This is a genomic window from Amycolatopsis sp. cg13, assembly GCF_041346965.1.
Classification (GTDB): domain Bacteria; phylum Actinomycetota; class Actinomycetes; order Mycobacteriales; family Pseudonocardiaceae; genus Amycolatopsis.
On record NZ_CP166848.1, the window covers coordinates 1,026,689 to 1,049,658 of the forward strand.

General features: G+C 70.5%; 24 protein-coding genes. 7 read left to right on the forward strand and 17 right to left on the reverse strand.

Going from position 1 to position 22,970, the window contains the following annotated elements:
• Positions 1-123: 123 nt before the first annotated feature.
• The 8 genes from AB5I40_RS04520 to AB5I40_RS04555 all read right to left on the reverse strand — a co-directional run bounded on the left by AB5I40_RS04520 (position 124) and on the right by AB5I40_RS04555 (position 7,523).
• Positions 124-2,484 carry a phosphoketolase gene (locus AB5I40_RS04520; protein WP_370937146.1) on the reverse strand — a complete coding sequence of 787 codons (2,361 nt, stop codon included), beginning with the start codon at positions 2,482-2,484 and terminating at the stop codon, positions 124-126.
• Positions 2,481-3,380, reverse strand: coding sequence for a universal stress protein (locus tag AB5I40_RS04525; protein WP_370937147.1), 900 nt, complete (start codon positions 3,378-3,380; stop codon positions 2,481-2,483). Before AB5I40_RS04525 ends, AB5I40_RS04520 begins: the two co-directional genes overlap by 4 nt.
• Entirely contained in the window at positions 3,377-3,991 is a 615-nt protein-coding gene (locus AB5I40_RS04530; protein ID WP_370937148.1) for an HPP family protein, read from the reverse strand. The genes AB5I40_RS04525 and AB5I40_RS04530 overlap by 4 nt, the downstream gene beginning before the upstream one ends.
• Positions 3,992-4,085: 94 nt before the next feature.
• Positions 4,086-4,415, reverse strand: a complete 330-nt coding sequence (locus tag AB5I40_RS04535) for a CHAD domain-containing protein (protein WP_370937149.1) — start codon at positions 4,413-4,415, stop codon at positions 4,086-4,088.
• Positions 4,416-4,440: 25 nt separating this feature from the next.
• A complete protein-coding gene (locus AB5I40_RS04540; protein WP_370937150.1) occupies positions 4,441-5,046 on the reverse strand; it encodes a CBS domain-containing protein in 606 nt (201 codons plus the stop codon).
• A gap of 80 nt (positions 5,047-5,126) precedes the next feature.
• Positions 5,127-5,525: a DUF6010 family protein gene (locus tag AB5I40_RS04545; protein WP_370940448.1), complete on the reverse strand. Its 399-nt coding sequence runs from the start codon at positions 5,523-5,525 to the stop codon at positions 5,127-5,129.
• A 109-nt stretch (positions 5,526-5,634) separates the two neighbouring features.
• Positions 5,635-6,513, reverse strand: a complete 879-nt coding sequence (locus AB5I40_RS04550; RefSeq protein ID WP_370937151.1) for a universal stress protein — start codon at positions 6,511-6,513, stop codon at positions 5,635-5,637.
• Positions 6,510-7,523, reverse strand: a complete 1,014-nt coding sequence (locus AB5I40_RS04555) for a nitroreductase (protein WP_370937152.1) — start codon at positions 7,521-7,523, stop codon at positions 6,510-6,512. The genes AB5I40_RS04550 and AB5I40_RS04555 overlap by 4 nt, the downstream gene beginning before the upstream one ends.
• A gap of 182 nt (positions 7,524-7,705) precedes the next feature.
• On the opposite strand from AB5I40_RS04555, the gene AB5I40_RS04560 reads away from it, so the two are divergent.
• On the forward strand, positions 7,706-8,515 hold the full coding sequence (locus AB5I40_RS04560; RefSeq protein WP_370937153.1) for a hypothetical protein: 810 nt from the start codon (positions 7,706-7,708) through the stop codon (positions 8,513-8,515).
• A 12-nt stretch (positions 8,516-8,527) separates the two neighbouring features.
• On the opposite strand, the gene AB5I40_RS04565 is transcribed toward AB5I40_RS04560, so the two are convergent.
• Positions 8,528-9,652, reverse strand: a complete 1,125-nt coding sequence (locus AB5I40_RS04565; RefSeq protein WP_370937154.1) for an acetate/propionate family kinase — start codon at positions 9,650-9,652, stop codon at positions 8,528-8,530.
• Positions 9,653-9,979: 327 nt separating this feature from the next.
• Complete coding sequence (locus AB5I40_RS04570) at positions 9,980-10,975, reverse strand: zinc-binding alcohol dehydrogenase family protein (protein ID WP_370940449.1); 996 nt, start codon at positions 10,973-10,975, stop codon at positions 9,980-9,982.
• Between the two features lie 362 nt (positions 10,976-11,337).
• Between AB5I40_RS04570 and AB5I40_RS04575 the strand changes: the two genes are divergently transcribed.
• From AB5I40_RS04575 to AB5I40_RS04590, 4 genes are all read left to right on the forward strand, one after another.
• Positions 11,338-11,775 carry a DUF6292 family protein gene (locus AB5I40_RS04575; protein WP_370937155.1) on the forward strand — a complete coding sequence of 146 codons (438 nt, stop codon included), beginning with the start codon at positions 11,338-11,340 and terminating at the stop codon, positions 11,773-11,775.
• Positions 11,776-12,051: 276 nt separating this feature from the next.
• Positions 12,052-12,450: a DUF302 domain-containing protein gene (locus tag AB5I40_RS04580; RefSeq protein ID WP_370937156.1), complete on the forward strand. Its 399-nt coding sequence runs from the start codon at positions 12,052-12,054 to the stop codon at positions 12,448-12,450.
• Positions 12,447-13,031, forward strand: coding sequence for a disulfide bond formation protein DsbA (locus tag AB5I40_RS04585; protein WP_370937157.1), 585 nt, complete (start codon positions 12,447-12,449; stop codon positions 13,029-13,031). Before AB5I40_RS04580 ends, AB5I40_RS04585 begins: the two co-directional genes overlap by 4 nt.
• Positions 13,032-13,225: 194 nt before the next feature.
• The gene (locus AB5I40_RS04590) at positions 13,226-13,495 is read left to right on the forward strand and encodes a metal-sensitive transcriptional regulator (RefSeq protein WP_370937158.1); all 270 of its coding nucleotides are present in this window, start codon (positions 13,226-13,228) and stop codon (positions 13,493-13,495) included.
• Here AB5I40_RS04590 and AB5I40_RS04595 read toward each other — a convergent pair.
• The 6 genes from AB5I40_RS04595 to AB5I40_RS04620 all read right to left on the reverse strand — a co-directional run bounded on the left by AB5I40_RS04595 (position 13,482) and on the right by AB5I40_RS04620 (position 19,971).
• The gene (locus tag AB5I40_RS04595; RefSeq protein WP_370937159.1) at positions 13,482-14,039 is read right to left on the reverse strand and encodes a hypothetical protein; all 558 of its coding nucleotides are present in this window, start codon (positions 14,037-14,039) and stop codon (positions 13,482-13,484) included. The genes AB5I40_RS04590 and AB5I40_RS04595 overlap by 14 nt on opposite strands.
• 98 nt (positions 14,040-14,137) lie before the next feature.
• Positions 14,138-14,707 (reverse strand): TetR/AcrR family transcriptional regulator, encoded by a 570-nt coding sequence (locus tag AB5I40_RS04600; RefSeq protein WP_370940450.1) that lies wholly within the window; start codon positions 14,705-14,707, stop codon positions 14,138-14,140.
• Positions 14,708-14,748: 41 nt separating this feature from the next.
• Positions 14,749-15,909: a serine hydrolase domain-containing protein gene (locus AB5I40_RS04605; RefSeq protein WP_370937160.1), complete on the reverse strand. Its 1,161-nt coding sequence runs from the start codon at positions 15,907-15,909 to the stop codon at positions 14,749-14,751.
• A complete protein-coding gene (locus AB5I40_RS04610; protein WP_370937161.1) occupies positions 15,906-17,228 on the reverse strand; it encodes an MFS transporter in 1,323 nt (440 codons plus the stop codon). The genes AB5I40_RS04605 and AB5I40_RS04610 overlap by 4 nt, the downstream gene beginning before the upstream one ends.
• Positions 17,225-18,415, reverse strand: coding sequence for an acyl-CoA dehydrogenase family protein (locus AB5I40_RS04615; RefSeq protein ID WP_370937162.1), 1,191 nt, complete (start codon positions 18,413-18,415; stop codon positions 17,225-17,227). Before AB5I40_RS04615 ends, AB5I40_RS04610 begins: the two co-directional genes overlap by 4 nt.
• Before the next feature lie 11 nt (positions 18,416-18,426).
• Positions 18,427-19,971 carry a long-chain fatty acid--CoA ligase gene (locus AB5I40_RS04620; protein ID WP_370937163.1) on the reverse strand — a complete coding sequence of 515 codons (1,545 nt, stop codon included), beginning with the start codon at positions 19,969-19,971 and terminating at the stop codon, positions 18,427-18,429.
• Between the two features lie 90 nt (positions 19,972-20,061).
• On the opposite strand from AB5I40_RS04620, the gene AB5I40_RS04625 reads away from it, so the two are divergent.
• Positions 20,062-20,694, forward strand: a complete 633-nt coding sequence (locus AB5I40_RS04625; protein ID WP_370937164.1) for a TetR/AcrR family transcriptional regulator — start codon at positions 20,062-20,064, stop codon at positions 20,692-20,694.
• On the opposite strand, the gene AB5I40_RS04630 is transcribed toward AB5I40_RS04625, so the two are convergent.
• Entirely contained in the window at positions 20,672-21,670 is a 999-nt protein-coding gene (locus tag AB5I40_RS04630) for a helix-turn-helix transcriptional regulator (RefSeq protein WP_370937165.1), read from the reverse strand. The two genes, AB5I40_RS04625 and AB5I40_RS04630, sit on opposite strands and share 23 nt — an antisense overlap.
• An 85-nt stretch (positions 21,671-21,755) precedes the next feature.
• On the opposite strand from AB5I40_RS04630, the gene AB5I40_RS04635 reads away from it, so the two are divergent.
• A complete protein-coding gene (locus AB5I40_RS04635; protein WP_370937166.1) occupies positions 21,756-22,970 on the forward strand; it encodes an FAD-dependent oxidoreductase in 1,215 nt (404 codons plus the stop codon).

Sequence of the window (22,970 nt, forward strand, 5' to 3'; positions counted from 1 at the left end):
AGCAGGTCGCCCAGCGGCAGCCGAGGCGACGACGGGGCCGCCGAAACCGGGTGCCCGCACCGGAAGCGTGCCGCGGCCGACGCCGGGCTGCCGCGCGGGCGGCGGCTCCTCCCGCGCCGAAGATCACCGGCTCCACCACCGCCACTCCCGCACCTCGGGCAGATCCTCGCCGTGCTCGGTGATCCAGTGCCGGTGCCGTTCCTGCGTGCGCGTCATCCGCTGCCGCAGCGGGCCGGTCGTCGCGAGGAGGCCCGGCACCCGGTCCAGCACGTCGATCACCAGTTGGAAGCGGTCCGTCCGGTTGCGCACCAGCATGTCGAACGGCGTGGTCGTGGTGCCGTGTTCGGTGTAGCCGCGGACGTGGAGCCCGGCGTGGTTCGTCCGGCGGTAGGCCAGCCGGTGGATCAGCCACGGGTACCCGTGATACGCGAAGATCACCGGACGGTCCGGGGTGAACAGCGCGTCGAACTCCCAGTCGCTCAGCCCGTGCGGGTGCTCTGCTTCCGGCTGCAGCCGCATGAGGTCCACCACGTTCACTACGCGGACCGCCAGTGAAGGCAGTTCCTCGCGCAGGATCGCCGCCGCGGCAAGGATTTCCAAGGTAGGCGCGTCGCCCGCGCACGCGAGCACGACGTCCGGCTCGCGGTCGGCGTGGGTGCTGGCCCATTCCCAGATGCCGAGGCCCCGCGCGCAATGCAGGGCGGCTTCCTCCGCGTCGAGCCAGTCCGGCGTCTCGTTCTTGCCCGCGACGACCACGTTGACGAGGTCCCGGCTGCGCAGGCATTGCGCGGCCACTTCCAGCAGCGTGTTGGTGTCCGGCGGGAAGTACACCCGCACGACCTCCGGGGCCTTGTTCGCCACGTGGTCCACGAAACCCGGGTCCTGGTGGGAAAACCCGTTGTGGTCCTGTCGCCAGACATGCGAGGTCAGCAGGTAGTTCAGCGACGCCACCGGCCGCCGCCACGGGATCTCGCGGTGCACGCGCAGCCATTTGATGTGCTGGTTCACCATCGAGTCGACGATGTGCGCGAACGCCTCGTAGCAGGAGAACAGCCCGTGCCTGCCGCTCAGCAAGTAACCCTCGAGCCAGCCCTGGCACAGGTGTTCCGAGAGCACCTCCATGACGCGTCCGTCCGGCGCGAGGCGGTCGTCCGGCGGGCCGGTCGGCAGCTCCCAGGTTTTCGCGGTCACGTCGTACACCGCGTCGAGCCGGTTCGACGCGGTTTCGTCCGGGCCGAACAGCCGGAAGTTCGCGCGTTCGGCATTGCGGCGGAACACTTCCCGCAGGAAACGGCCCAGCGCGCGGGTCGGTTCCGAAGCCCGCTCTCCTGCCGCGGAAACCTGCACAGCGTGCTCGGCTACCGACGGAAGCGAGAGCGGACGCAGCAACACGCCGCCGTTCGCGTGCGGATTCGCGCCCATCCGCCGGGGGCCGCGCGGGATCAGGGCGGTGACCGCCGCGACCGGGCGGCCCGCGGAGTCGAACAACTCCTCCGGCCGGTAGGACCGCATCCAGTTCTCCAGCTGCCGCAGGTGCGCCGGGTCCTCGCGCACCCGGGTCAGCGGGACCTGGTGCGCCCGCCAGGTTCCCTCGACCTGCTGACCGTCCACTGTGGCCGGTCCGGTCCAGCCCTTCGGCGACCGGAGCACGATCATCGGCCACGCACCCGCGCCGTCGCGACGCAGCACCGCCAAGTCCGCGACCACCGCGTCCAGAGCGGCGGCCATCGCCTGGTGCATCGCCGCGGGATCGTCGCCTTCGACATACGCCGGAGCCCAGCCCGCGCCGCGCAGCAGCGAGTCCAATTCGGACGGCGGGATCCGGGACAGCACCGTCGGATTCGCGATCTTGTAGCCGTTCAGGTGCAGGATCGGCACCACCGCGCCGTCGCGGCGCGGGTCGAGGAACCGGCTGGCCTGCCAGCTCGCCGCCAGCGGACCGGTCTCCGCCTCGCCGTCGCCGACGACGCAGGCGACGAGCAGGCCAGGGTTGTCGAACGCGGCGCCGAACGCGTGCGCGAGCGAGTAGCCCAGTTCGCCGCCCTCATGGATCGATCCGGGCACGTGCGGGGACACGTGGCTCGGCACCCCGCCGGGGAACGAGAACTGCCGGAACAGCCGGTCCATCCCCTCCTCGTCCCGCGAAACCTCCGGCCACAGCTCGGAATAGCTGCCCTCCAGCCAGGTGCTCGCCAACAGCGCCGGGCCGCCGTGCCCCGGCCCGGTCACGAACATCGCGTCGAGGTCGTGCGCCAGGATCGCGCGGTTGAGATGGGCGTAGACGAAGTTCAGGCCGGGCGAGGTGCCCCAGTGCCCCAGCAGCCGGGGTTTCACCTGCCCGGCGGTCAGCGGGTCCCGCAGCAGCGGGTTGCCCATCAGGTAGATCTGGCCCGCCGCGAGGTAGTTCGCGGCTCGCCACTGGGCGTCGACCTGCGCCAGTTCCTCTTCGGTGAGCGTCGCGACGGGGATCTCGGTCGCGGTCACTGCTTCCACTCCGGGCGGACCACGAGCACCGGGCAGGACGAGTGGTGGACCATCGCCTGGCTCGTCGACCCGAGCAGCATCCCGGCGAACCCGCCCCGCCCGCGGCTGCCGACGACGAGCAGTTGCGCCCGGTCGGATTCGTCGAGCAGCACGTGCCGCGGCCGGTCCCGGACGAGCTTCCGCCGCACCTCGACGTCCGGGTACTTGTCCTGCCAGCCCGCGAGCCGCTGCGCCAGGAGCCGTTCTTCGGTCGGCTGCAAGGTTTCCCACTGCGGCATCAGCCGGGCCGTGCTTTCGGTCGAGTCGTAGACCACGTCGACCCAGGCGTGCACCGCGATCAGCGGGACCTGCCGGAAACTGGCCTCCTCGAAGGCCGCCTCGATCGCCGCCTCGCTGTTCGGGCTGCCGTCGACGCCGACCACCACGGGCCCGTCCTGCGGAACCGGGCCGTCACCGTGCTTGCCGCGGATCACCGCCACCGGGCAACCGGCGTGGCTGACGACCGCCGCGGTCGCGGCTCCCACGAGCATGCCGGTGAATCCGCCGGTCCCGGTGCGGCCGAGCACGACCATCCGGGATCGGTGAGAACGGGCGATCAGCAGAGCCGCTGCCGAATCGGTCAGCACTTCGCTGTCGATTTCCAGCGAGGCATCCACCGAAAGCGCAAGTTCACGCGCCTCGGCCACGATCCGCTCGCCGCCCTCCCGGATGCCTTCGAAAAGCACCGCGCTGCCGGCGAGACCGCCGCCGTACACGAGCCCGGCCAACTGCAGGCAATGCACGAGTTCCAGTTCGAGATCGCGTGCCGAGGCAAGCCGGGCGGCCCAGCGGACCGCGTCCGCCGACCCCTCCGAACCATCGACTCCGACGAGCACCGTGCGGGTCTGGTCAGTCATCTTCCCACCTCCTGTTCCGCGGACACGGTGTCCGCTCCGACCACGCCGGGCACCGCCAGTGCCAGCAGCGTCGCGACGTGGCGATCGGTTTCGTCGTCGAAGAGGTCGGCGATCCGCACGATCCCGTCGTGCACCTCGACCTTCCAGCGGCCGGTCCCGCCGTAGATCTCCAGCCGATGCCGCACGTCCGCGGCGATCGCCTGGTCTTCCCGGGCGAGCACGCGCACGACGTCGCCGCGCGTCACGATCCCGATCACCCGGCTGCCGTCGACGATCGGCATCGCCCGGATCCGCGCGTCCACCAGTGCCTGGCACAGATCGGCGACATCAGTGCCGGACGACATCGCGGTCGCCGGAGAGGTCATCACCGCGCCGACGGTCGTGTCGATCGCGCCCGGGTGGTACGGGTGCCGGTACTCCGACCGCGGGTCCACCGGGATCTGGCAGCGGATCAGATCCGCCTCGGTGACAATGCCGATCAGCCGGTCGTCGTCGTCCACCACCGGAAGCGCGGTGAACCCGTGCTCGGACAGGATTTCCGCCGCCTCCTTGGCGGGCGTCCACGGATGCACCGTCTCGACCGGTGCGGACATCAGATCGCGTGCGCGCATCAAGTCCGTCCTTTCCTTGTGCTGATTCGAAAATAGGCAACGGAACCGCTTCGGCACGCCGGTCCGGAGTCACCGGCGGGAAGGACCAACGTCCTCAGCGCAGCAGCGGGGCCAGCTGCCGGTACGCCTTGCGCCACGCGGCGGGCAGCTGCCCGGCGCACTGGCCGGCGCAGCGGATCTCGGCTTCCAGCACCAGAACGTGGGCCGTCGTCGCCTCTCCGGACTCGACGAGCTCCCGCAACCTGCTCTGCGCGACCACGGCGTCCTGGTACTCGCCAAGCAGTTCCTGCAAGCCTCGCAAGCTCTTCAGCACCTCGGCGCGATCGACCGGCAGGGCCGCGGCGGCCGCCTCGACCGCGTACAGGAGGCGCTTTCGCCGCCGGTCGCCGTGCTCGCTTCCCTTGTGCGCCAGCGCTTTGTTCAAGAAGCACGTTTCGCGGCCACCCGTGTCAGGCGACGTCGTCCCACACGTAGTCGAGGCCGTTGCAGACCGCGACCACGCCGGGGACGGCTTCGATCAGCCGGGTGACCGGGGCGATCTCGCTGCACCGCTCCACGCGGCCAGCGACGGTGACCACTCCGGCGCGCACCATGGCGCGTGCGCGGTCCGGGCCGAGGTGCAGCGTCTCGTACAGCACGCCGGTCACCACGTCCCGTTCGATCTCGGGGTCCGGCCGGGTCAGCACGCGCAGCACGTCGCGCCGGGCGACGACCCCCACCGGACGGCCGTCGGTCACGACGAACAACCGCCGCAGCCCGGTTTTCTCCAGCTTCGCGGCCGCCGCGGACACAGTGTCGTCGGCATCGATCGTGACGACCGGACTCGTCATCACCTCGCGCGCGCTCCACCCCTCGGCCTGCCGCGCTTCCCTCCGGTGCCACCACCGGAAATGACCGCCTCGCAGCATCGGCAGCAAGTCCTTTTCGGACACCACGCCGACGAGCGTCCCCGCGTGGCCGACCACCGCGACCGCGCTGATCCCTTCCTTGGCCAGCATGGCGGCGATTTCCTTCACCGGCGTCTCGGCCCGCACGCGGACCGGGCGGGCGGTCATCACCGCAGGGGAACCGCCCCGGCACGCCGGTCCGGAGTCATCGGCGCGAAGGACCAATGTCCTCGGTGGCAGAAGCGAGGTCAGGCCCGTACCGAGACCAGTCTCGTGCGAACGTCCTTTACCGACATTCCTCCGGTGAAGCACCAGATGGCGATGACCGGGTCGCAGATCGCGCAGCCCAGCGACGAGGTGTGCGCGAACGGGAGAATCGGCGCGCCCTTGAGGTGGTGCAGCACATCGAGGGCCGGGTGCAGGAGCCAGGCGATCCCGATGAACGCCCAGGATTTCAGGCCGCGGTAGGCGCAATAGGTCACCGCGGCGGTGAAAACCAGTTCCACGGGGCCGAAAGCGCCGCTGCTCAGGTAAGCGGCCCCGGCGCCAGCGACCATGATCGCGTTGAAACTTCGGCGGTGCGGCTCGGCGAGGAACGAGTTGAGCAGTGTGTAGACAATGCCGACGAGAACGGCGGAAACAATGATCACAATCCGACGCTAGGACGGCGGGCCCGAGTGCATAACCCGCCAGAAAGCCAATTTCCGCCGGTTTCCCGCCAACAGCGCACCGTGCCCGCGGACTCCGGTGCTGTGTTCACCGATCTCCGGCGGCTTTGGTCCCGGCCCGCACGACGAGCACCGGGCATTCGGCGTGGTGCAGCAGCGCGTGACTCGTCGACCCGAGCACCATCCCGGTGAACCCGCCCCGCCCGCGGCTGCCCAGCACCACCAGCGAAGCCCGGGAGCTCCATTCGATCAGCCGGTCGCGCGGCCGGTCCTGCTCCACGATCTTCTCGACCCGCACGTCCGGATAGAGCGCGCGGTAGCCGGACAGCCGTTGCGCCAGCAGCCGGTGCTCGGCTTCCCTTGCCTCGAAAGGAAAATCGCGGTCGCCGAACAGCCGGGCGCGGTCGGCATCGAGCCACGCGTGCAGCGCTACCAGCGGCACGCCGTGCACCGCGGCCTCCTCGAAAGCGCAGGCGATCGCCGCGTCGCTGAGCGGACTTCCGTCGACGCCGACGACGACCGGACCGTCGGCGCGGACCGTGCCCCGGACGACCACGACCGGGCAATGCGCGTGCGCGGCCAGGTCGATGTCCGGCGAGCCCGCGAGAAGCCCGGACAGCGTGCCGGTCGGTTCTCCCAGCACCAGCAGCCGCGCTTTCGCCGAGGCTTCCCGCAGCGCGACCTCGGGGCCCGCCGGGCTGGTCTCGACGGCGATCCGGACCCGTGGCTCGACCTCCGCGAGATCGTCCCGGACGGTCTGCAGCAGTTCCTCCGCGGCGGTTTCCTTCGCCTCCAGCCAGTCCACCGGCGGGTACCGGCCACCGGCGAAGCTGCCGTCCGTGAACCCGAACGCCACCAGGACCGTCAGCGGCACGTGCCGCAGGACTGCCTCGCGCGCCGCCCACCGGGCTGCCGCCGCGGCGGACTCGCTTCCGTCGACGCCGACCAGCACCGGGTCCGTGTTCATCGCCGTTCCCACCACTTCTCGCCGAGGACTTCGGCCACGCCGCGGCGGAGGCTCGACGGTGCCACCCTGGTCGAGCGCCCCAGCCGGAGCAGCGCCTGCGGGAACCCGGCGAGCTGGTAGTCCTCGCACAGCGCCGAACGCACCTCGGGCACTCGCAACGGCTGCGTCAGCACCGCGCCGGCAAGGCCGAGGGTGACCCCTTCGAGCCAGCAGCGCTCCAGTGCGTAACCGGCGCGGATGTGGCCGGCACGCGCGTCGTCGGCGGTCGTGAACAGCAGCAGGGTTTCGGCCTCGAGCCGTTCCCGCAGCAAGACCGAGTCCGGGATGACCGTCGCGCGGCGCACCAGCCCGGCCCACGGGACTTCGCCGGGCGGCAGCGCGGAGAACCGGATTCCCGCGCCGTGCCGGTGCGCGGCCTCGTCCCGGATCGTCCAGAGCTCGAGCTCGCGCTGGTAAGCGCTGTCGTCCTGGAACGCTCGGGCAGCGTGTTCGAAGAACTTCGCCAGCCGCTCCGTCCCGCCCAGCCGGGTCGCCTCGACGCCCGTCGTCACCGCGGCCGCGACGACCCGGGCGGTCTGCTGCGCGCTGACCGGCAGCCCGGTGAACGCCCCGCGGTGGCTCCGCCGCACCATGATCGCCCCGTACCGCTGAAGCTCCTGGTCAGTCGGCGACAGCGGCTCCGCCGCCTCGACCCGTGCGACGAGGTCGGGCTGCTCCGGGTCCGGCAATACCGCTATTTCGGCCCGGCGGCCGAGGACCCGCACGGCCAGCTCGAGGTTCGCGAGCGCCGTTCCGCACGACATCGCCAGGTCACGGCGCCGGGGATCATGCTGTGGGAGGGTGCCGTCGGTGTGTTCCCGCAGCAGGACCACACCGTCGGCCAATTCGATCCGCCAAGGCTGTGTGTTGTGCACCGAGGGGGCGCGCAGGACTGAGCGACCCAGCACTTCCGCTTCGGCGAGCGTCCACTCGGCGGACCAGGAGCTGGTCGCCGCGGCTGTCTTCTCCATAGCGGTCACTCCTGTCGTAGCGAACACCCTGAGCCAACCCCGGACGGCCCCCTCCGCGCTCCGGCCGCAAGCCACCAGGCCAAGGGACCAACGTCACCCGCTGGGCGGCCGGGGCCAACGGCACCGCCGGGAGGACCAAGCGCTCTTTTCCGCCCGCCCGCGCGCTCGCGAGGGTGGGCGGCATGACCGAAACCGAACCGTGGGCCGCAGTACGGGAAACGCACAGCGGCGCGGTCTTCTTCGCCGGGGACCGGGCGTGGAAACTCAAGAAGCCCGTGGACCTGGGCTTCCTCGACTTCACCGATCCGGGCGTGCGCGAGCGCGTCTGCCGCCGCGAGGTCGAGCTCAACCGCAGGCTCGCGCCCGACGTGTACCTCGGGGTCGCCGCCGTGACCGGCCCGGACGGCGCGGTCTGCGACCACCTCGTGGCGATGCGCCGGATGCCCGACGACCGGAGGATGTCCGGCCTGGTGCGGCGGTCGGGGTGCGCATCACGTCGGCAGCCGTCCGGCCCCGCGCTCGCGCCCAGCCGCGACGGCGGCGCGAAGAGGCGAAAAGGCCCGGCCTCGGTCCTTCGGGCCGAAGCTGTCGTCCACGAGCACCGCCCGCGCGGAATGGTCCCAGGCGAACGCGACGCCGGTCATCTCGCCGCTCCGGCAGGCTTCGGGATCGAAGCCGCTTCCCGGCAGGTCGCCAGCAGGCTCTCGGCATCGGTCACGGTGACCCGGTGCGCCAGCCCGGCGGGCACCGTCACCGGGAGCCCCGGCTCCGGCGGGACGAGCACCACCGGGACGAGCGCCCGCAGCGCGCACACGATCCCGAACTCGCGCGTCGTGATCTCGTCCCCGGCGCCGCGGACGTCCACGGCGAGCACCGGCGGATCGGCGCGGTCGTCGAGCGGGCACGTGGTGCCCGGCCCGAGGGCGAGGCAGAACCCTTCCCGCGTGTGGCACCGGCTGACCCGGCACCCGTTGTCCCGCAACGGCTGGTAAAGCGCGTCGCAATCACCGAACTTCGCTTCGGTCAGCAAGACGTGCACGGCTCGATTCACCTCCCAGGTCCGCCAGCACGGCTTCCGCGCCGCGGGCTAGTTCCAGATCTTCACGAGCGCGGACCACGAGCACCGGCGCCGCCGAATCCAGCCCGCTGATCACGCGATCGCCATCGACGCGTTCGAGCGGCCCCACGCACAGCCCCAGCACGCCGAGACCGCGCGCGACCTCGGCGACGGTCTCCGGCTGGTGCTCCGCGACTCCGCCGGTGAACACCAGCGCGTCCAGCCGGTCGAGACTCATCGCGGCGGCACCGATCTCCCGGCGGAGCCGGTGGACGTAGACGTCGACCGCCAGCGCGGCGTCGACGTTCCCGTCCGCGGCTGCCGCGTGCACTTCCCCGAGATCGCCGCTGGTCCCGCTCATCCCGGCGAGCCCGGACCGGTGGCACAGCGCGTTGGCCAGTTCGTCGGGTCCCAATGGCGCGGTTTTCATGACGTGCAGCAGCAATCCCGGGTCGATCGAACCGGACCGGGTGGCCATCGCGGGCCCCTCCAGCGGGGTGAACCCCATCGACGTGTCCACGCTCCGCCCGCCGCGCACGGCGGTCACCGACACCCCGGCGCCGACATGGGCGCACACCAGCTGCAGCCCATCGACCGACCGGCGCAGCAGGTCCGCGGTCCGGTGCACCGCGTACCGCACCGACAACCCGTGGAAGCCGTAGCGGCGCAACCGGTTCTGCCGCGTCCACTCGCGCGGCAGCGGATAGTGCGCGGCCGCGTCGGGCAGGTCCGCGTGGAACGCGGTGTCGAAGCAGGCCACCACCGGCACACCGGGCAGCAGCTCCCGGACCTGCTTCGTGACCTCCAGCGAGAAGGGCTGGTGGATCGGAGCGAGCGGAACGAGCCGGTCGAGGTTCGCGACCACCCGGTCGGTCACCAGAACCGGCGTCTTCTGCGCGCCGCCGTGGACGAACCGCACCGCCACCGCGTCCGGCCGCGGCCAGCGCTCCACGGCGTCGGCGACCGCGCGGGACATTCCGCTCTGCCAGGCGGCCCAGCCGACCGCGGCGCCGTCGTGCACGACTGCGGCTTTCAAACTGGACGAACCAGGGTTCAACGTCAGGATTCGCACTGGGGTTCTCCTCGCGTTCGGTCAGCCGGACAGCTTGCGCGGGTACGGATCGGCGGGCTTCCGGCGCTCCGGCCGGATCCGGACGTCGAGCGCGGCGCAGCCGTCCGGCCGAGAGCCACTCGTCCTGAAAGCGACGCTAAGGCTGCGCGAACCGCGGTCGCTGCGGGCGGACGTCCGCGCCGGCGGAGTCTTTGGTCCCACCGGGCCGCCGGCGCCAACGCGAACGCGGCCACCGCGGCGAGCAGCAGCGTTTCGCCCGGCGACCGTTTCCGCCACCATGTCATGACGTCTCCCCGGCGGTTCCGCTCCGGTCCACTGTGGGCTGTGTCAGTCCGTGTGCAGGACAGCTGCTCCGGTGACCCGGTCCGCGGCCAGATCCGTCAGTGCATCCGCCGCCGCGGACAGCGGGTAGGACATCGTCCGGACGTGCAGCCGGTGCGCTCCCGCGAACTCCAGGAACTCCCGCGCGTCCGCCCTCGTGTTCGCGGTTACGCTGCGCACTTGCCGTTCCTGGAAGAGATGCCGCTGGTACTCCAGCGCCGGGATGTCCGAGAGATGGATGCCCGCGATCGAGAGCGTGCCGCCGCGGTCCAACGCCGCGAGCGCGACCGGCACCAGTTCACCGGCCGGGGCGAAGAGGATCGCCGAGTCCAGCGGTTCCGGCGGCGCTTCGGCCGCGTCTCCCGCCGAAGCGGCACCGAGTTCGAGCGCCAGCTTCCGCGCTTCGGGACTGCGGGTCAGCACGTGCACCGTCGCCCCGCGCGCGAGCGCCACTTGCGCCGCAAGATGCGCACTGCCACCGAAACCGTAAATGCCGAGCCGCCCGCCGTCCGGGACCTGGGCCCGCCGCAACGCCCGGTAGCCGATCACTCCCGCGCACAGCAGCGGGGCCAGCTCTTCGTCGGAGTACCCAACAGGCAGCTGATGCGCGTACGCCGCCGAGACGACGGCGTACTCCGCGTAGCCGCCGTCGGCGTCCCAGCCGGTGTACCTCGACTCCGGGCACAAGTTCTCCTTGCCAGACCGGCAATAACGGCATACGCCACAGGTGCCCCGCAACCACGCGATGCCGACCCGGTCCCCCGGCTCGAATCCGCCCGCCCGCGGCGAGACCACCTCGCCGACGACCTCGTGCCCCGGCACCACGCCCGCCCGGTGCACCGGGAGATCGCCCTCTGCCACGTGCAGATCGGTGCGGCACACCCCGCACGCGCGCACCCGCACCAGCAGTTCGCCCTCCCTCGGCTCCGGGACCGGCATCCGTTCCCACACCATCGGCCCGCCCGCCATCGGACCGGGCGCGCGCACCCGCCAGGCCCGCATTTCCACCGTCATCGCGGCTCCTCTCGCCCGGAGTGCCCGTCCAGGATGTCGTCCCTGCGGGCGCCGAACGACGTCCGCAGGTCCCGCCCGCCCGGGACGTTCGGCTCTTCTCTCCCCGGGAACGTCACGACGGCAGGGCGCACCCGGGCACCCGTCCGTCCACAACGGCCGGAGCCGGTGACCTTCGGCCCTAGTCCGGCATCCGGCCGGAGCGCAGCCTGGAGCGGGCAGCCGAGAGCCGCCGCGAACCGGCGGGCCGGGCATCCGGCGAGAACTCCCTCCAGAGCCGGGCGAACGCCCGAGCCGGAACCGGCTGGCGCCCCGCGATCCGCCGTTCCACGCGGCAGCAGAAACGAGAATCGATGACCCTCCAGCCGCTGACCGCCGACCACGAATACCGCCTGCTCTGCGGAATGAGCGCCTATCTCGACGCGGTGAGCGCCGCGGTCGGTGTCGGCCCGGAATCCTGCACGATGGATCTCGACGCGCCGATGTCGGCGTACCTCGCGCTCGACGGACAGCTCGCCGTCCATCCCGGACGCGACACGGCCCTGGTGTGGGACGAACGCCACGGCTGGTCGTTCACCATCGAAACCCATTCCGGCGAAGACCTGCTCGTGGTCGCCTACCTCGGCGGCGAACTGGTGCCGTCGCCTTCCCGCGTCCGGGAATTCGTCCGCGCGGTCCGCGGCCGGGCCCGGCGCACGCCCCCGCCCGCGCCGCCGGACCTGAGCAGCGAGCGGGCCGACCTGATCGCCCGCCTTCTCGGCTACCGGGCGCACCAGGACTTGCTCGGCTGAGCGCGCTCAGAAGACCGACCTTGTAGCCGGGGTCGAGCTTCTGCACCGCGTTGTCCGGGCAGCCGCAGAAACAGTTGTCGCAAGCGCGAGCACCACGGTGTCCGCGGCCAGACCCGGTGCGGCAGAACGCCTTCCCGCCCGAGTGCATCGGCCAAGGCAACCCCGCTACCTCTGCCGCGCGCCCTGCCGCCGACGGCGACCCCTGCTCGACAGATACCCCCGTGGGCATGTGCAATGCCCCCGGGGGTATCGTGGATCCCGAGGAAAGGAGCAACCGTGCAGCTGAGCTTGTCCCGCATCTACCGAGACGTGGGTTTCGACGACGTGATGGCCAAGACGCGCACCGCGCTCGCCGTCGCCGGTTTCGGCGTGCTGACCGAGATCGACGTGCAGGCGACCATGCGCGAGAAGCTCGACGAGCGGATGGAGCGCTACACCATCCTCGGCGCGTGCAATCCGCCGCTCGCCCACCGTGCGCTGACCGCGACCCGCGAGATCGGATTGCTGTTGCCCTGCAACGTAGTCGTCCGCGAGAACGCGACCGGGGGCACGATCGTCGAGGCGATCAATCCCGCGATGATGGCCGAGGTCGCCACGGGCGTCACCGAGGTCGCCGCGGAAGCCTCCGCACGGCTCGAATCCGCACTCGACGCACTCGACCGGGAGCTGGCATGACCGACGTGGTGCTCTACGGGGATCCGGTCTGCCCGTTCGCCTGGCTCGCGTACCGCTGGCTCGCCGACGCCGACGCGGAGTTCTCGATGCGGCCGATGAGTCTCGCCGTCCTCAACGAGGGACATACCGTGCCGGAGTCGCACCGCCAGCGCGTCGAGGACTCGCTGCACGCGGGCCGGGTCCGCGCCGCGATCGAGGACCCGGCCGCCGCCGCCCGGTTCCACGTCGCGCTCGCCCGCCGTGTCCACGAGCAGCGGCAACCAGTCGGCGACGCGGTGCTCCGCGCCGCCTTGCGCGAGGCGGATCTGCCGGAAGAGCTTGCGAACCAAGCGGATTCCTCCGAAGCGGACCAGGCCGTGCACAGCGCGCACCGGGCGAGCCAGGACGCGCTCGGCGAAACCGGCGGCAGCCCGATCATCGAGATCGACGGCCGGGCGTTCTTCGGCCCGGTGCTCACCGAACTGCCCTCCCCCGCCGAAGGACGCGCCCTGTTCGACGCCCTGCGCGCGACCGCGGCCGTCCCCGCGTTCGCCGAACTCCGCCGGCCCCGCGTCGGCGCGCCGACAATCCCGGAAGGATGACCATGTGCCGTCCCGTTTCGTGCCGCACGTGCGGCAAAACCACCTGGGCCGGATGCGGCCAGCACGTCGACCAGGTCAAGGCGAATGTCCCCGCCGATGAGTGGTGCCCCGGACATCCCGCCGAACCGCGGCCGCCGCGCTCGTGGCCGTGGCGCCGCTCCTGAACCCCTGCGAACTCCAAGGAAGAGGACCTCATGATCGGCGACCAGGACACCGTCACCCAGGTGCGCAACCGCCTCCGCCGCGCGCAAGGCCAGCTAGCCGGGGTCATCTCGATGATCGACGAAGGCCGCGACTGCAAGGACGTGGTCACCCAGCTCGCGGCGGTCTCCCGCGCGCTCGACCGGGCCGGATTCAAGATCATCGCCAGCGGCCTGCGCGAATGCGTCTCCGCGGACGGCGAAGGCAACAAGACCGAGATGACCGAGGAACAGCTGGAGAAGCTCTTCCTCACGCTCGCCTGAGCTGAGCGTCGCCGGCGCGGCCGAGCCGGACCGCCGAGACCAGGAAGAAGATCCCGCCCAGCACCGCGTATCCGGCCACGGTCGCCAGCGACGGATTCGGCGCGCCCGCGCTCAGGATGAAGTTCGCCCCGGCCAGCACGGAGATGCCGCCGCTGAGGATCATCGGCCACTGGCCGCCCATCCCGCGCCTGCCCACGGCCACAATCAGCTGAACCAATCCGGCTAGGACAGCCCAAGCACCCCACACCCGCAGCACCGCCGGAACACCGGACGCACTGGCGACCGCGATGCCGATCCCCGCCAGCAGGCTGATCGCGATGTTCACGTACAACCCGGCGGCACGGGAAGAGCGCGCGTCCACGATCGCGGCGGCGACATCGAACAACGGATATCCGACGACGAGCACGACCCCGATCGGGCCGACGTGCGACTTCGAGGTGAGGAACAACAGCGCGGCCCAGACGATGGCGAACGCGAACCGGACGAAATACAGCCGACGCAACGGGGCCGCGCTGTCGGCGGCGGGCTTGTCAACGATGGTCACGGTGATCCTTCCGCAACTCAGGTAGAACGAACGTTCTGTCTCCCTGAGCTTGTCGGGACGCCCTGGCCAACGTCAAGAGAGTGGGTCTTTCCGAAGTGTTACGTCGCCGCGGAGCCGAGGCGGAACCGCAGGATGCCCTCGACGCCCTGCAGGAACGTCTCGCTCACCGCAGCCGAGTCAGTCAGGCAGCCGGACGCCATCGCACCGTCGCGAAGCAGCACGAAATGCCGTCCCGCGGGCTCCGGCGGCGTGTTGCCGATTTGTGCGAGCAAGTCCGTGATCGTGCGGAGGAACCATTCCCGGTGCGCCAGGACCGCTTGGTGCACCGGGTGGTTGGGGTCCGGATACTCCGCCGCCGCGTTCAGGAAAGCGCAGCCGCGGAAGTGCGCGGACTGGATGCTCTCCGCGATGAATCCGGCGATGGCGTGCAGGGCATCGGCCGCGGACGAGTTGTCGGAGAGAATCTTGCCGATCCCGTCGCGCTCCATCTCGGAGACGCCCTGCAGGTACGCGACGACGAGGTCTTCCTTGCCGGGGAAATGCCGGTACAGCGTGGCCCGGGTGACCTTCGCTTCCGCGACGATCCGGTCGATCCCCACCGAATGGAGGCCTTCGGCGTAGAAGATCCGGGTGGCAGTCGCGAGCAGCCTCGACCGCGCTTCGGACACCTGGACCTTCTGCACCACAAGGCAACGCTAGCAGAGCCGCATTACCCCGCCAGGTGGTCGCCGATCTGGGCGAACACCGCCTCCAGCGGCGGCACCGGAACCGACGGCGACATCAGATGCGATCCGTAGTGCGCGATGACCAGCTCCCGCCCCGGACTGACCTGCAGGCGCTGGCCGTGGATGCCCCGCGCGCCGAAGGTGCCGTGGCCGTCGTCGGTGACCCACCAGAAATTGTGGTAGCCGATCGGGCGAGCAGCACCGGTCGGCAACGCGCGCTGAGCGGGGCCGGACGGCACGTTGGTCAGATCGGCGACGACGCGTTCCGGCACGATCTGCCGGTCACCGATCGCGCCGCCGCGACGAAGCATCTCCCCTGTCCGGGCAAGGTCGCGAAGGGTCGCGCTGTAGCGGCCGCAGGCGATCTCCGTGCCGGTGGGATCCAGGCAGTAAGCCCCGTCCTCGTCCGCGCCCAAGCGGGACCAGACTCGTTCGCTCCACAAATCGGCGAGGCTGACCCCGGTCACGCGGCGGAGGGCTTCCGCGACTGCCTCGGTGTTTCCGTTGTCGTAGCGGAATTCCGAACCCGGAGGTGCGACGGCCTGCGCGGTGGCGAGGTGCTCCTTGACGCTCGTCGGGCCGGTATAGCCAGCGGGCCGGGGCACGATGCCGACGGCGGCGAAATACCGTTGTGCCTCAAGGGGTTTGCAAAACGGTCGTCCGCCGTAGTCCATCACGGTGCCCATGTGCAGCAGGTGGTGGATCGTGGCGTCGCCGAACGCGGTACCGGCGAGTTCGGGAGCGTAGTGGGCCAGTGGCTGATCGGCGTCGAGGACGCCTTCGTCCAGGAGCATCGCGGCGAGCAGTCCGGTCCACGACTTCGCGACCGACGCGGACAGGTGGACGTCGCGGCGCCGCATGCCGTGGAAGTACCGCTCGTACACGATCTGTCCCCGGTGTGCCACCAGGATCGCGTCGGTTTCCGCGCTGGCCAGGAACTCGGTCAGCTTGACCTCCAACGGCCCGACAAGCAGGTTGTCGAGGTCGTGCGGCTCCTCGGGCAGGTCCCAGCGCGGGCCGGCGCCACGCCACACCCGCCGGGTCGGGCCGGTTTCCCTGGCCCGGGTCATGCCGAATCGGACGAACGCCGGATCGACGTAGCCGCGGCTCCAGTAAGCATTGTCCAGTGTGTACGGACTGGTCACGGTTTCTCCTTGACTACGGCGAGTGCCGCGATACGGCGAGCGTCGCGTTCGGGGCGGACGAAGAACAGCGCGGCCAGCCCGCCGGCGATCATCAGGACGCCAGGAATGGCGAAGGCGGTGGCGAAACCGGCGGCCGGTCCGTCGGCGGCCTCGACGAGCCGACCGGTGAGGTAGGGCGCGAGCAGCCCGGCGATCGTGACCAGCGCGACGCTGACCGACAGCACCGCGCCGCGCTGCGCGGGCGGGCTGATCTCGCTGTTGACCGTCTGGCCGTTGGCGAAGGTGACACCGTGGAAGCTGAACGCCACGGCGATCAGGACGATCCGCAGCGCGGGCTGCGTGACCGTCGGCAGCAACACCATCGCCAAGCCCGCCAAGATCAGCACGCAACCGCCGAGGATCCCGCGGGCGATCCGGCTGGGCACGCCGAGATGCAGCAGCCACTGGGTGATCGCGCCGTGGGTGAAAGTCAGGACCAGCCCGGCCACCCAGGGAATCGTCGTGATCGCGGCGGCCTCGCCGGCACTGTAGCCGAGCGCCATTTCGAGATAGGACGGCAGCCAGGCAACCATCAGCGTGGAAGTCCAGTACGCACCGAACGCGCCCGTGAAGCCACCGAGCCACGTTCCGGACAGCAGGATCCGCCGGTACGGAACGCGGCTGGCCGGGACCGGCGCCGCCCCGGCCGGAGCGAGGTCGACCGGTCCGTCGCGGCCGATCACCAGCCACAGCAGGCACCAGACGCAGCCGACCAGGAACATGGCCAGGAACGCCGCGCGCCAGCCGAAGTGCACGATCACCATGGTGAGCAGCGGGGTCGCGATCGCCCCGCCCAGCGCGCCGCCGCCGACGATCAGGGCGCTCGGGATGTTGCGCTTGGCGTTGGGAAACCAGCTGTAGGCGGCGTGCAGCGCCATCGGCTGCGCGGGCCCTTCGGCGGCGCCGAGCACGATCCGGCTGATCAGGAGCAGCCCGACCCCGCTCGCGGCGACCACGGACACCTGCGTCACCGCCCAGACCAGCGCGAGCGCCAGGAGGATCCACCTCGTCGAGATCCGGCTCGACGCGAACCCGACCGCCAGCGCGCACACGCTGAACAGGAAGAAGAACGCGCTCGACAGCAGGCCGTACTGCGACGGGCTCAGCCCGAACTCGTGCATGATCGGCCGCGCGGCCAGCCCGAGGACGGCCTTGTCGCCGTAGTTGATCAGCATGAACAGCAGCAGCATCGCCACGACCGACCAGCGGCGCAGCCAACTGCTCCCGGCAACGCCGTCCGTCGGCGCGGCCGATCGCGGCCGAGTGCCCGCGGGCTTCATCGCTGGGTCCCGGACGGCAGGAGCAGGGCTTTGGCGATGCCGTTCTTCTGGATCTCCGACGACCCGGTCAGCACCCGGAACATCCGCAGGCGGCGGAACAGCCACTCGACCTCGGCCCCGCGCACGAGCCCGGCCTTGCCGTGGATCTGCACCGCCTCGTCGGCGATGCGGAAGGCGTTCTCCGCCACGAACAGCTTGCACATGAACGCCTCCGTGCTCGGTTTGCTCCCGGAGTCCAATTCGGACAGTGCGTCATAGGTCATGGCGCGGGCCGCGTAGTACGCGGTGGCCATGTCGGCGATCTTGTGCTGGATCGACTGCAACGCCGCCAGCGGGCCGCCGAACACCTGGCGAGTGCGGGCGAATTCGATGGTGAGCTCCAGCGCGCGGCGGGCGTGGCCGAGCACCGTCGGACAATGCAGCAACCGGTTAGTGGTGACCCGCCCGAGGCCGATGCGCAGGCCGTCGCCGACCTGGCCGAGCAGTTGCTGAGGGCCGACATAGCAGTTGTCGAGGATGATGTCGGACTCGATGTGCTGGCCGGACATCGGAACCTCGCCGTCGGCGACGGTGCAGCCCGGCGAATCCAGATCGACCAGGAACGCCGAGTAGCTCTCGTCCTCCCCCGCCATCCGGGCGACCAGCACGGAGAAGTCCGCGATGGGACCGGCCGAGGAGAACACCTTGTGCCCCGTGATCCGCCAGCCGTCGCCGTCCGGGGTCGCGGTGGTGTGCATGGCCCGGACATCGGACCCGGCATTGGTCTCGGTGAGCGAGAAGCAGCACGCGCGTTCCCCGCGAACCACTGGCAGCAGGTACCGCTCGCGCTGGTCTTCGGTGGCCGTCGTGAAGATCGCGCCAGCGCGCAGCGGACCGCCCAGATCGCCCAGGACGCAGTGGTAGAGGATGCGGCCGGACGCGCCGACTTCCTCCTTGAGCGCGGCCAGTTCGGTGTAGCTCAGGTCGAGGCCGCCGTACTCGCCGGGCAGGTGGACGCCGTAGAAACCCAGCTCCCGGCAGCGTTTCCACACCGGTTCGATCATGGCCCGGGTCAACGGGGTCTCCGGGGTCAGCCCGAGAGCGGCTTCGTAATCGGCGAGTTCGCCGGACAGGTATTCGCGCAATCGGCCGACCAGCTCCGCCAGTCGCGGATTGTCGCCGTAAGCCGGGGTAAGGGTGAAGGACATGCCGGGCCTCCTCAGTGGACTTTCCGGGCTTCGCCCGCCCAATACCGGTCCCGCACCGCGCGCCGGTCGATCTTGCCGTTGCGGTTCACCGGGAGTTCGTCGGCGAAATCCACCGAACGCGGTTTCTTGATGCGCGCCAGCCGTTCCGCGCAGAACTCGATCAGCTCCTCGGCAGTGATGTCAGATCGGCGGACGACGACCGCCTTCACCGCTTCGCCCCACTGCTCGTCGGGCACGCCCACCACGCACGCCTCGGAAACGGCGGGATGCTCGTAGAGCACGGATTCCACTTCGGTGCAGAAAATGTTGTAGCCGCCGGAGATGATCATGTCCTTCTTGCGGTCCACAATGAACAGATAGCCGTCGGCGCGCAGGTAGCCGATGTCGCCGGTGTACACCCAGCCGTCGCGGAACGTCTCCGCGGACAGCTCCGGTTCGTGCCAGTACTCCGTCACACAGTCCGGACCCCGCACCACCACCTCGCCGAGTTCCCCGGCGGGCACTGGCTTCCCTTCGTCGTCGACCACGCGGACCTCGGAGTCGAACAACGGCCGACCGGCCGAGGACAGCAGTTCCGGGTCCTCCTCGATCCCGCGCACCACATCGGCGCAGGTCAACACCGTGACGCCGCTGGTGGTCTCGCCCTGGCCGTACCCCTGCATCACCACGGGACCGAACGCCGCCACCGCGTCGCGCAGCCGCTGCGGCGACACCGGCGCGCCGCCCACCCGCAGACAGCGCAGCGAGGACACGTCCGCGGTGTGGACGGCGGGATGGGACAGCACCATGTTCAGCATCACCGGCACCAGGAACGTCGAGGTGATCCGCTCCTTCTCGACCGCACGCAGGAACTCCTCGGCGTTGAACCGCGGCAGCACCACTGCGGTCGCGCCCCGCGAAAACGCTGCCAGCAAACCCATTCCGGTAGCGTGTGTGATCGGCCCCGCCGCGAGGTACCGCTCCGCCGCGGACGGCGCGCCTTCCGGGCTCATCAGCCGCTTGCGCATGTTCGCCAGCCGGTTCCCGGTCGTCTGCACCGCCGCCTTGAGCTTCCCGGTGGATCCCGACGTGAAGTGCAGGACCGACGGATCTTCCGCATCCACCTCGATCGCGACCGGCTCCGGCGATCCCGCCGCCAGCACGTCGGTGTACGCGCGAACATCCGGTGTGCGGCCGTCGTAGTCGATCAGCTCACACGAGGTCCCGGTGGCCGCCTTCTGTGCCGCGTCGGCGTGCTCGGCATCGACCAGCAGCACCCGCACGTCCGCGTCGGCCAGGATGTGCTCGACCTCGCCCGCGGACAGCCGCGCACTGATCGGCACGCGCAGGAAACCGCCCTTGTAGCAAGCGATCTCCGTCTCCACGAGTTCCGCACTGTTGCCGGAGAAGGTGGCCACCGCCTGCCCGGGCTCGACGCCGGACGCGAGCAGCGCGGACGCCAGCCGGTTCGTCCGCTCCTCCAGCTCGCGGTAGTTCCACCGCCGCTCGCCGCACACCAGCGCCTGCTGATCGGGCCAGAACGTGCTGGCGCGGGTGACGTAGCTGCCCAGGTTCACGGCGACTCCCTTGTTTCCGTCAGACTGACCAATGCTGAACACTGTGTCTATTAACGGTCGCGGTGTCAACAGTTCGCTACACTCGCGCCCATGCCGACGACTGACCGACGGACGCGCCGCACGCGCGGCCTGCTCCGCGACGCTCTGGTGTCGCTGGTGCTCGAACGCGGATACGCCAACGTGACGGTGGAGGACATCACCGAACGGGCCGACCTGGGCCGCGCGACGTTCTACAGCCACTACCCGGACAAGGACGCGCTGCTGCGGCACGTCGTCGCCGAACTCCAGGAGGACCTGGACGAACGGCTGCGCCCGCTGGTCCCGGCGTCCTCGGTGGGGCACACCGGCAAACCGGCGCTGGAACTGTTCCGGCACGCCCGCGAGAACCGCGACCTCTACCTGCTCATCCTGCGCGGCGAAGGCGACGGCCGGGCGCTGCGGCAGTTCACCGACGCGCGCACGGACGCGGTGCGCGCCGTGTTCAAGTCCCGGGCCGACCACCACGACGTGACCCCGCGCATCGACCTCGGCGTGCTGGCGAGGGCGTGGGTCGGGGAACAGCTGGCCGTGCTGCGGTGGTGGCTCGAAACCGACCCCGCGCCGATGTCGGCGGAAGAGGCCACCGGGATGCTGCAGAATCTTTCGCTGCGCGGGCGGTATTGGGCCAATGGGTTCGAGGGCGATCCGCCCGATCCCGCTCCTACCGGGCCGGAGTCCCCATAGCGGTCCATCGCCGGGCGAGTTCTCGGCACGCCGCAACGAGTTCGGGTGGACGGACGTCGGTCATTTCGGCGTCGAAAGTGGCGAGGATGCCCGCGATCCCGGCCCAGGACCACGCCCCGAGCGTGAGCCGGCAGTGGTCGGAGCCGAGGTCTTCCACCACCGAGCCGCCCGGAGCCCAGCGCGCCACGACGGCCGCGGGCAGATTGAGCCGCGCGGATCCGGTGCACTCCCACTCCGCGGGGGTGTCTCCGCGATCGTGGGTGCTCATCACGAACTGCGCGAGATCGTCGGCAGGCAGCGCGCGGGCCGGGAACTGCTGCGTGGTCGGGCGAACCTGCAGCCGGTCGACCCGCCGCACTCGCCATTTCCGGTCCGTGCGGTCGTATGCGACCAGATACCACCGGGCAGCCCAGACGACCAGGTGATGCGGCTCGATCCGGTGCGGTGGCAGGAAATCCGGGTCACTGGGATCGGCGCGCGTCCCGTCCTGGCGCAGGGTCTCGGCGACCAGCACGCGGCGATGCCGGACCGCGGTTCCGACAGCGGTGAGAGCCGCTGGATCGATCGGCGGTCCGGGAAATTCCCAGTAGTTCCGCAGCCGGGTCAGCCGCAGGGATTCCATGGACGCCCGCAGCGCGGGAGGCATGACCTGATGCAGCGTCTCCCATGCCCGTGCCGAGTCGTCGCCTAAGCCGAACATCGTGCCGGGCGCGGTTTGCAACGCCACCGCGACCGCGAGGGCCTGGTCGTGGTCGAACAGCAACGGCGGCAACGTGTTTCCGGCACCGAGCCGGTAGCCGCCGTCGGGACCGTGCACGGTTTCTATCGAGTAGTCGAGTCCGCGCAGGGTCTCGATGTCGCGGCGGACAGTGCGCTCGCTGGCCTCGAGCCGCGCGGCGAGTTCGCGCAGCGGCCACACCCGTCCGGACCCCAGCAGAGACAGCAGCCGGAGCGCCCGGTGCGAGGTGTTCGCCATCGTCCCATCATGTACTGGCCACTCGATGTCCACTACCCCGGGCAAGGTGGGTTCCGTTCCAGCAAGAGCGGAAGGACAGTCAGTCATGCGGGTAGTGGTGGTCGGCGGCGGAATCGGCGGTCTCGCGTTGGGTGCGGGGTTGCGCAGCCGAGGATTCGAGGTGACGGTGTTCGACCGCGACACCGACGTAACAGCGACCGGCGGTTACCACATCACCTTGGACGACCGGGCACAGTCAGCGCTGGCAGAACTGGTCGAACCAAAGATCATGCAACGGCTGCTCGCGTCGGGCTCGGCCCTGCGGCTCCGCGAACGCGACGCATTCTGGGACCGCCGCGGCCGACTCCTCGGACACGGCCCCGATCTGAGCGGCAGCGGCAGCGTGGACGTCGACCGAATCACCCTGCGCACCCTGCTGGCCGAAGCTGTCGGCGACGATCTGCACCTGGGACGCACCGTCTCCGACGTCAGCGACGACGGCCCGCAGGTCCTCTTCTCCGACGGCGCCCCGGTTTCAGCAGACCTGGTAGTCGGCGCAGACGGCGCCCACTCGGTAGTCGCGCGGCACCTCGCAGGCTGCCCGACCAACCGTCCGGCAGGCATCATCGGTTTCTCCGGCCGCACCCTCCGCCGAGACCTCAGCCTCCCCGAACAGGAACGCTTGCGCTCGCGCTCCGGCACCGCGATCGCCCCGCACGGCGCCGCGCTGTACGTCGGTTTCCTGGACCCGGTCGGCAATGCCGCACTCGACGCGCCCGAACTGCGGATGTCCGTCACCACTGGCCCCACTTACATCTGGGGCGCGATGCTCCCCGAATCTGCCGCAACCGACGCTTTGCGCGCTCTCCGGGGCGGCGAACTGCAGACCGCGATCCTGGAGACGTTCCGCAACCGACGCTGGGCCGAGCGCACCCTCGAAGTCATCGCGAAGGCCGATCCGGACAGCGTCGCCGCCTTCCGCTTCAACGCCGCCTCCACCCGAGCGGCCGACCTGGCCCCTTGGCCCGCCGGCCGAATCACTGCTCTAGGCGACGCCGTCCACGCCACGCCGCCCACCGCCGGAATGGGCGCAGGCGCAGCGATTCGCGACGCCGCCAGCCTGGTCAAACACCTGTCCGAAACCGACAGCACCACCGCCGTCGCACGGTTCGAAGCCGAAATGCGCGAACGCGGCGGTGAAGTCCTGACCCTGGCGATGAAGACGGTCAAATGGATCCTCGCCACCGACACCCCACTTGGGGCCGCAGCCACCGCCGCACTAACGCCGCTCCTGGCCACAGCCGCCCGACTGCGCCGCTGA

Excerpts from the sequence above, each read along its gene's own strand:
- AB5I40_RS04525 (WP_370937147.1), bottom strand. The coding sequence starts at position 3,380 with ATGACTGACCAGACCCGCACGGTGCTCGTCGGAGTCGATGGTTCGGAG.
- AB5I40_RS04530 (WP_370937148.1), bottom strand. The coding sequence starts at position 3,991 with ATGCGCGCACGCGATCTGATGTCCGCACCGGTCGAGACGGTGCATCCG.
- AB5I40_RS04540 (WP_370937150.1), bottom strand. The coding sequence starts at position 5,046 with ATGACCGCCCGCCCGGTCCGCGTGCGGGCCGAGACGCCGGTGAAGGAA.
- AB5I40_RS04550 (WP_370937151.1), bottom strand. The coding sequence starts at position 6,513 with ATGAACACGGACCCGGTGCTGGTCGGCGTCGACGGAAGCGAGTCCGCC.
- AB5I40_RS04555 (WP_370937152.1), bottom strand. The coding sequence starts at position 7,523 with ATGGAGAAGACAGCCGCGGCGACCAGCTCCTGGTCCGCCGAGTGGACG.
- AB5I40_RS04560 (WP_370937153.1), top strand. The coding sequence starts at position 7,706 with ATGACCGAAACCGAACCGTGGGCCGCAGTACGGGAAACGCACAGCGGC.
- AB5I40_RS04570 (WP_370940449.1), bottom strand. The coding sequence starts at position 10,975 with ATGCGGGCCTGGCGGGTGCGCGCGCCCGGTCCGATGGCGGGCGGGCCG.
- AB5I40_RS04575 (WP_370937155.1), top strand. The coding sequence starts at position 11,338 with ATGACCCTCCAGCCGCTGACCGCCGACCACGAATACCGCCTGCTCTGC.
- AB5I40_RS04585 (WP_370937157.1), top strand. The coding sequence starts at position 12,447 with ATGACCGACGTGGTGCTCTACGGGGATCCGGTCTGCCCGTTCGCCTGG.
- AB5I40_RS04590 (WP_370937158.1), top strand. The coding sequence starts at position 13,226 with ATGATCGGCGACCAGGACACCGTCACCCAGGTGCGCAACCGCCTCCGC.
- AB5I40_RS04610 (WP_370937161.1), bottom strand. The coding sequence starts at position 17,228 with ATGAAGCCCGCGGGCACTCGGCCGCGATCGGCCGCGCCGACGGACGGC.
- AB5I40_RS04615 (WP_370937162.1), bottom strand. The coding sequence starts at position 18,415 with ATGTCCTTCACCCTTACCCCGGCTTACGGCGACAATCCGCGACTGGCG.
- AB5I40_RS04625 (WP_370937164.1), top strand. The coding sequence starts at position 20,062 with ATGCCGACGACTGACCGACGGACGCGCCGCACGCGCGGCCTGCTCCGC.
- AB5I40_RS04630 (WP_370937165.1), bottom strand. The coding sequence starts at position 21,670 with ATGGCGAACACCTCGCACCGGGCGCTCCGGCTGCTGTCTCTGCTGGGG.
- AB5I40_RS04635 (WP_370937166.1), top strand. The coding sequence starts at position 21,756 with ATGCGGGTAGTGGTGGTCGGCGGCGGAATCGGCGGTCTCGCGTTGGGT.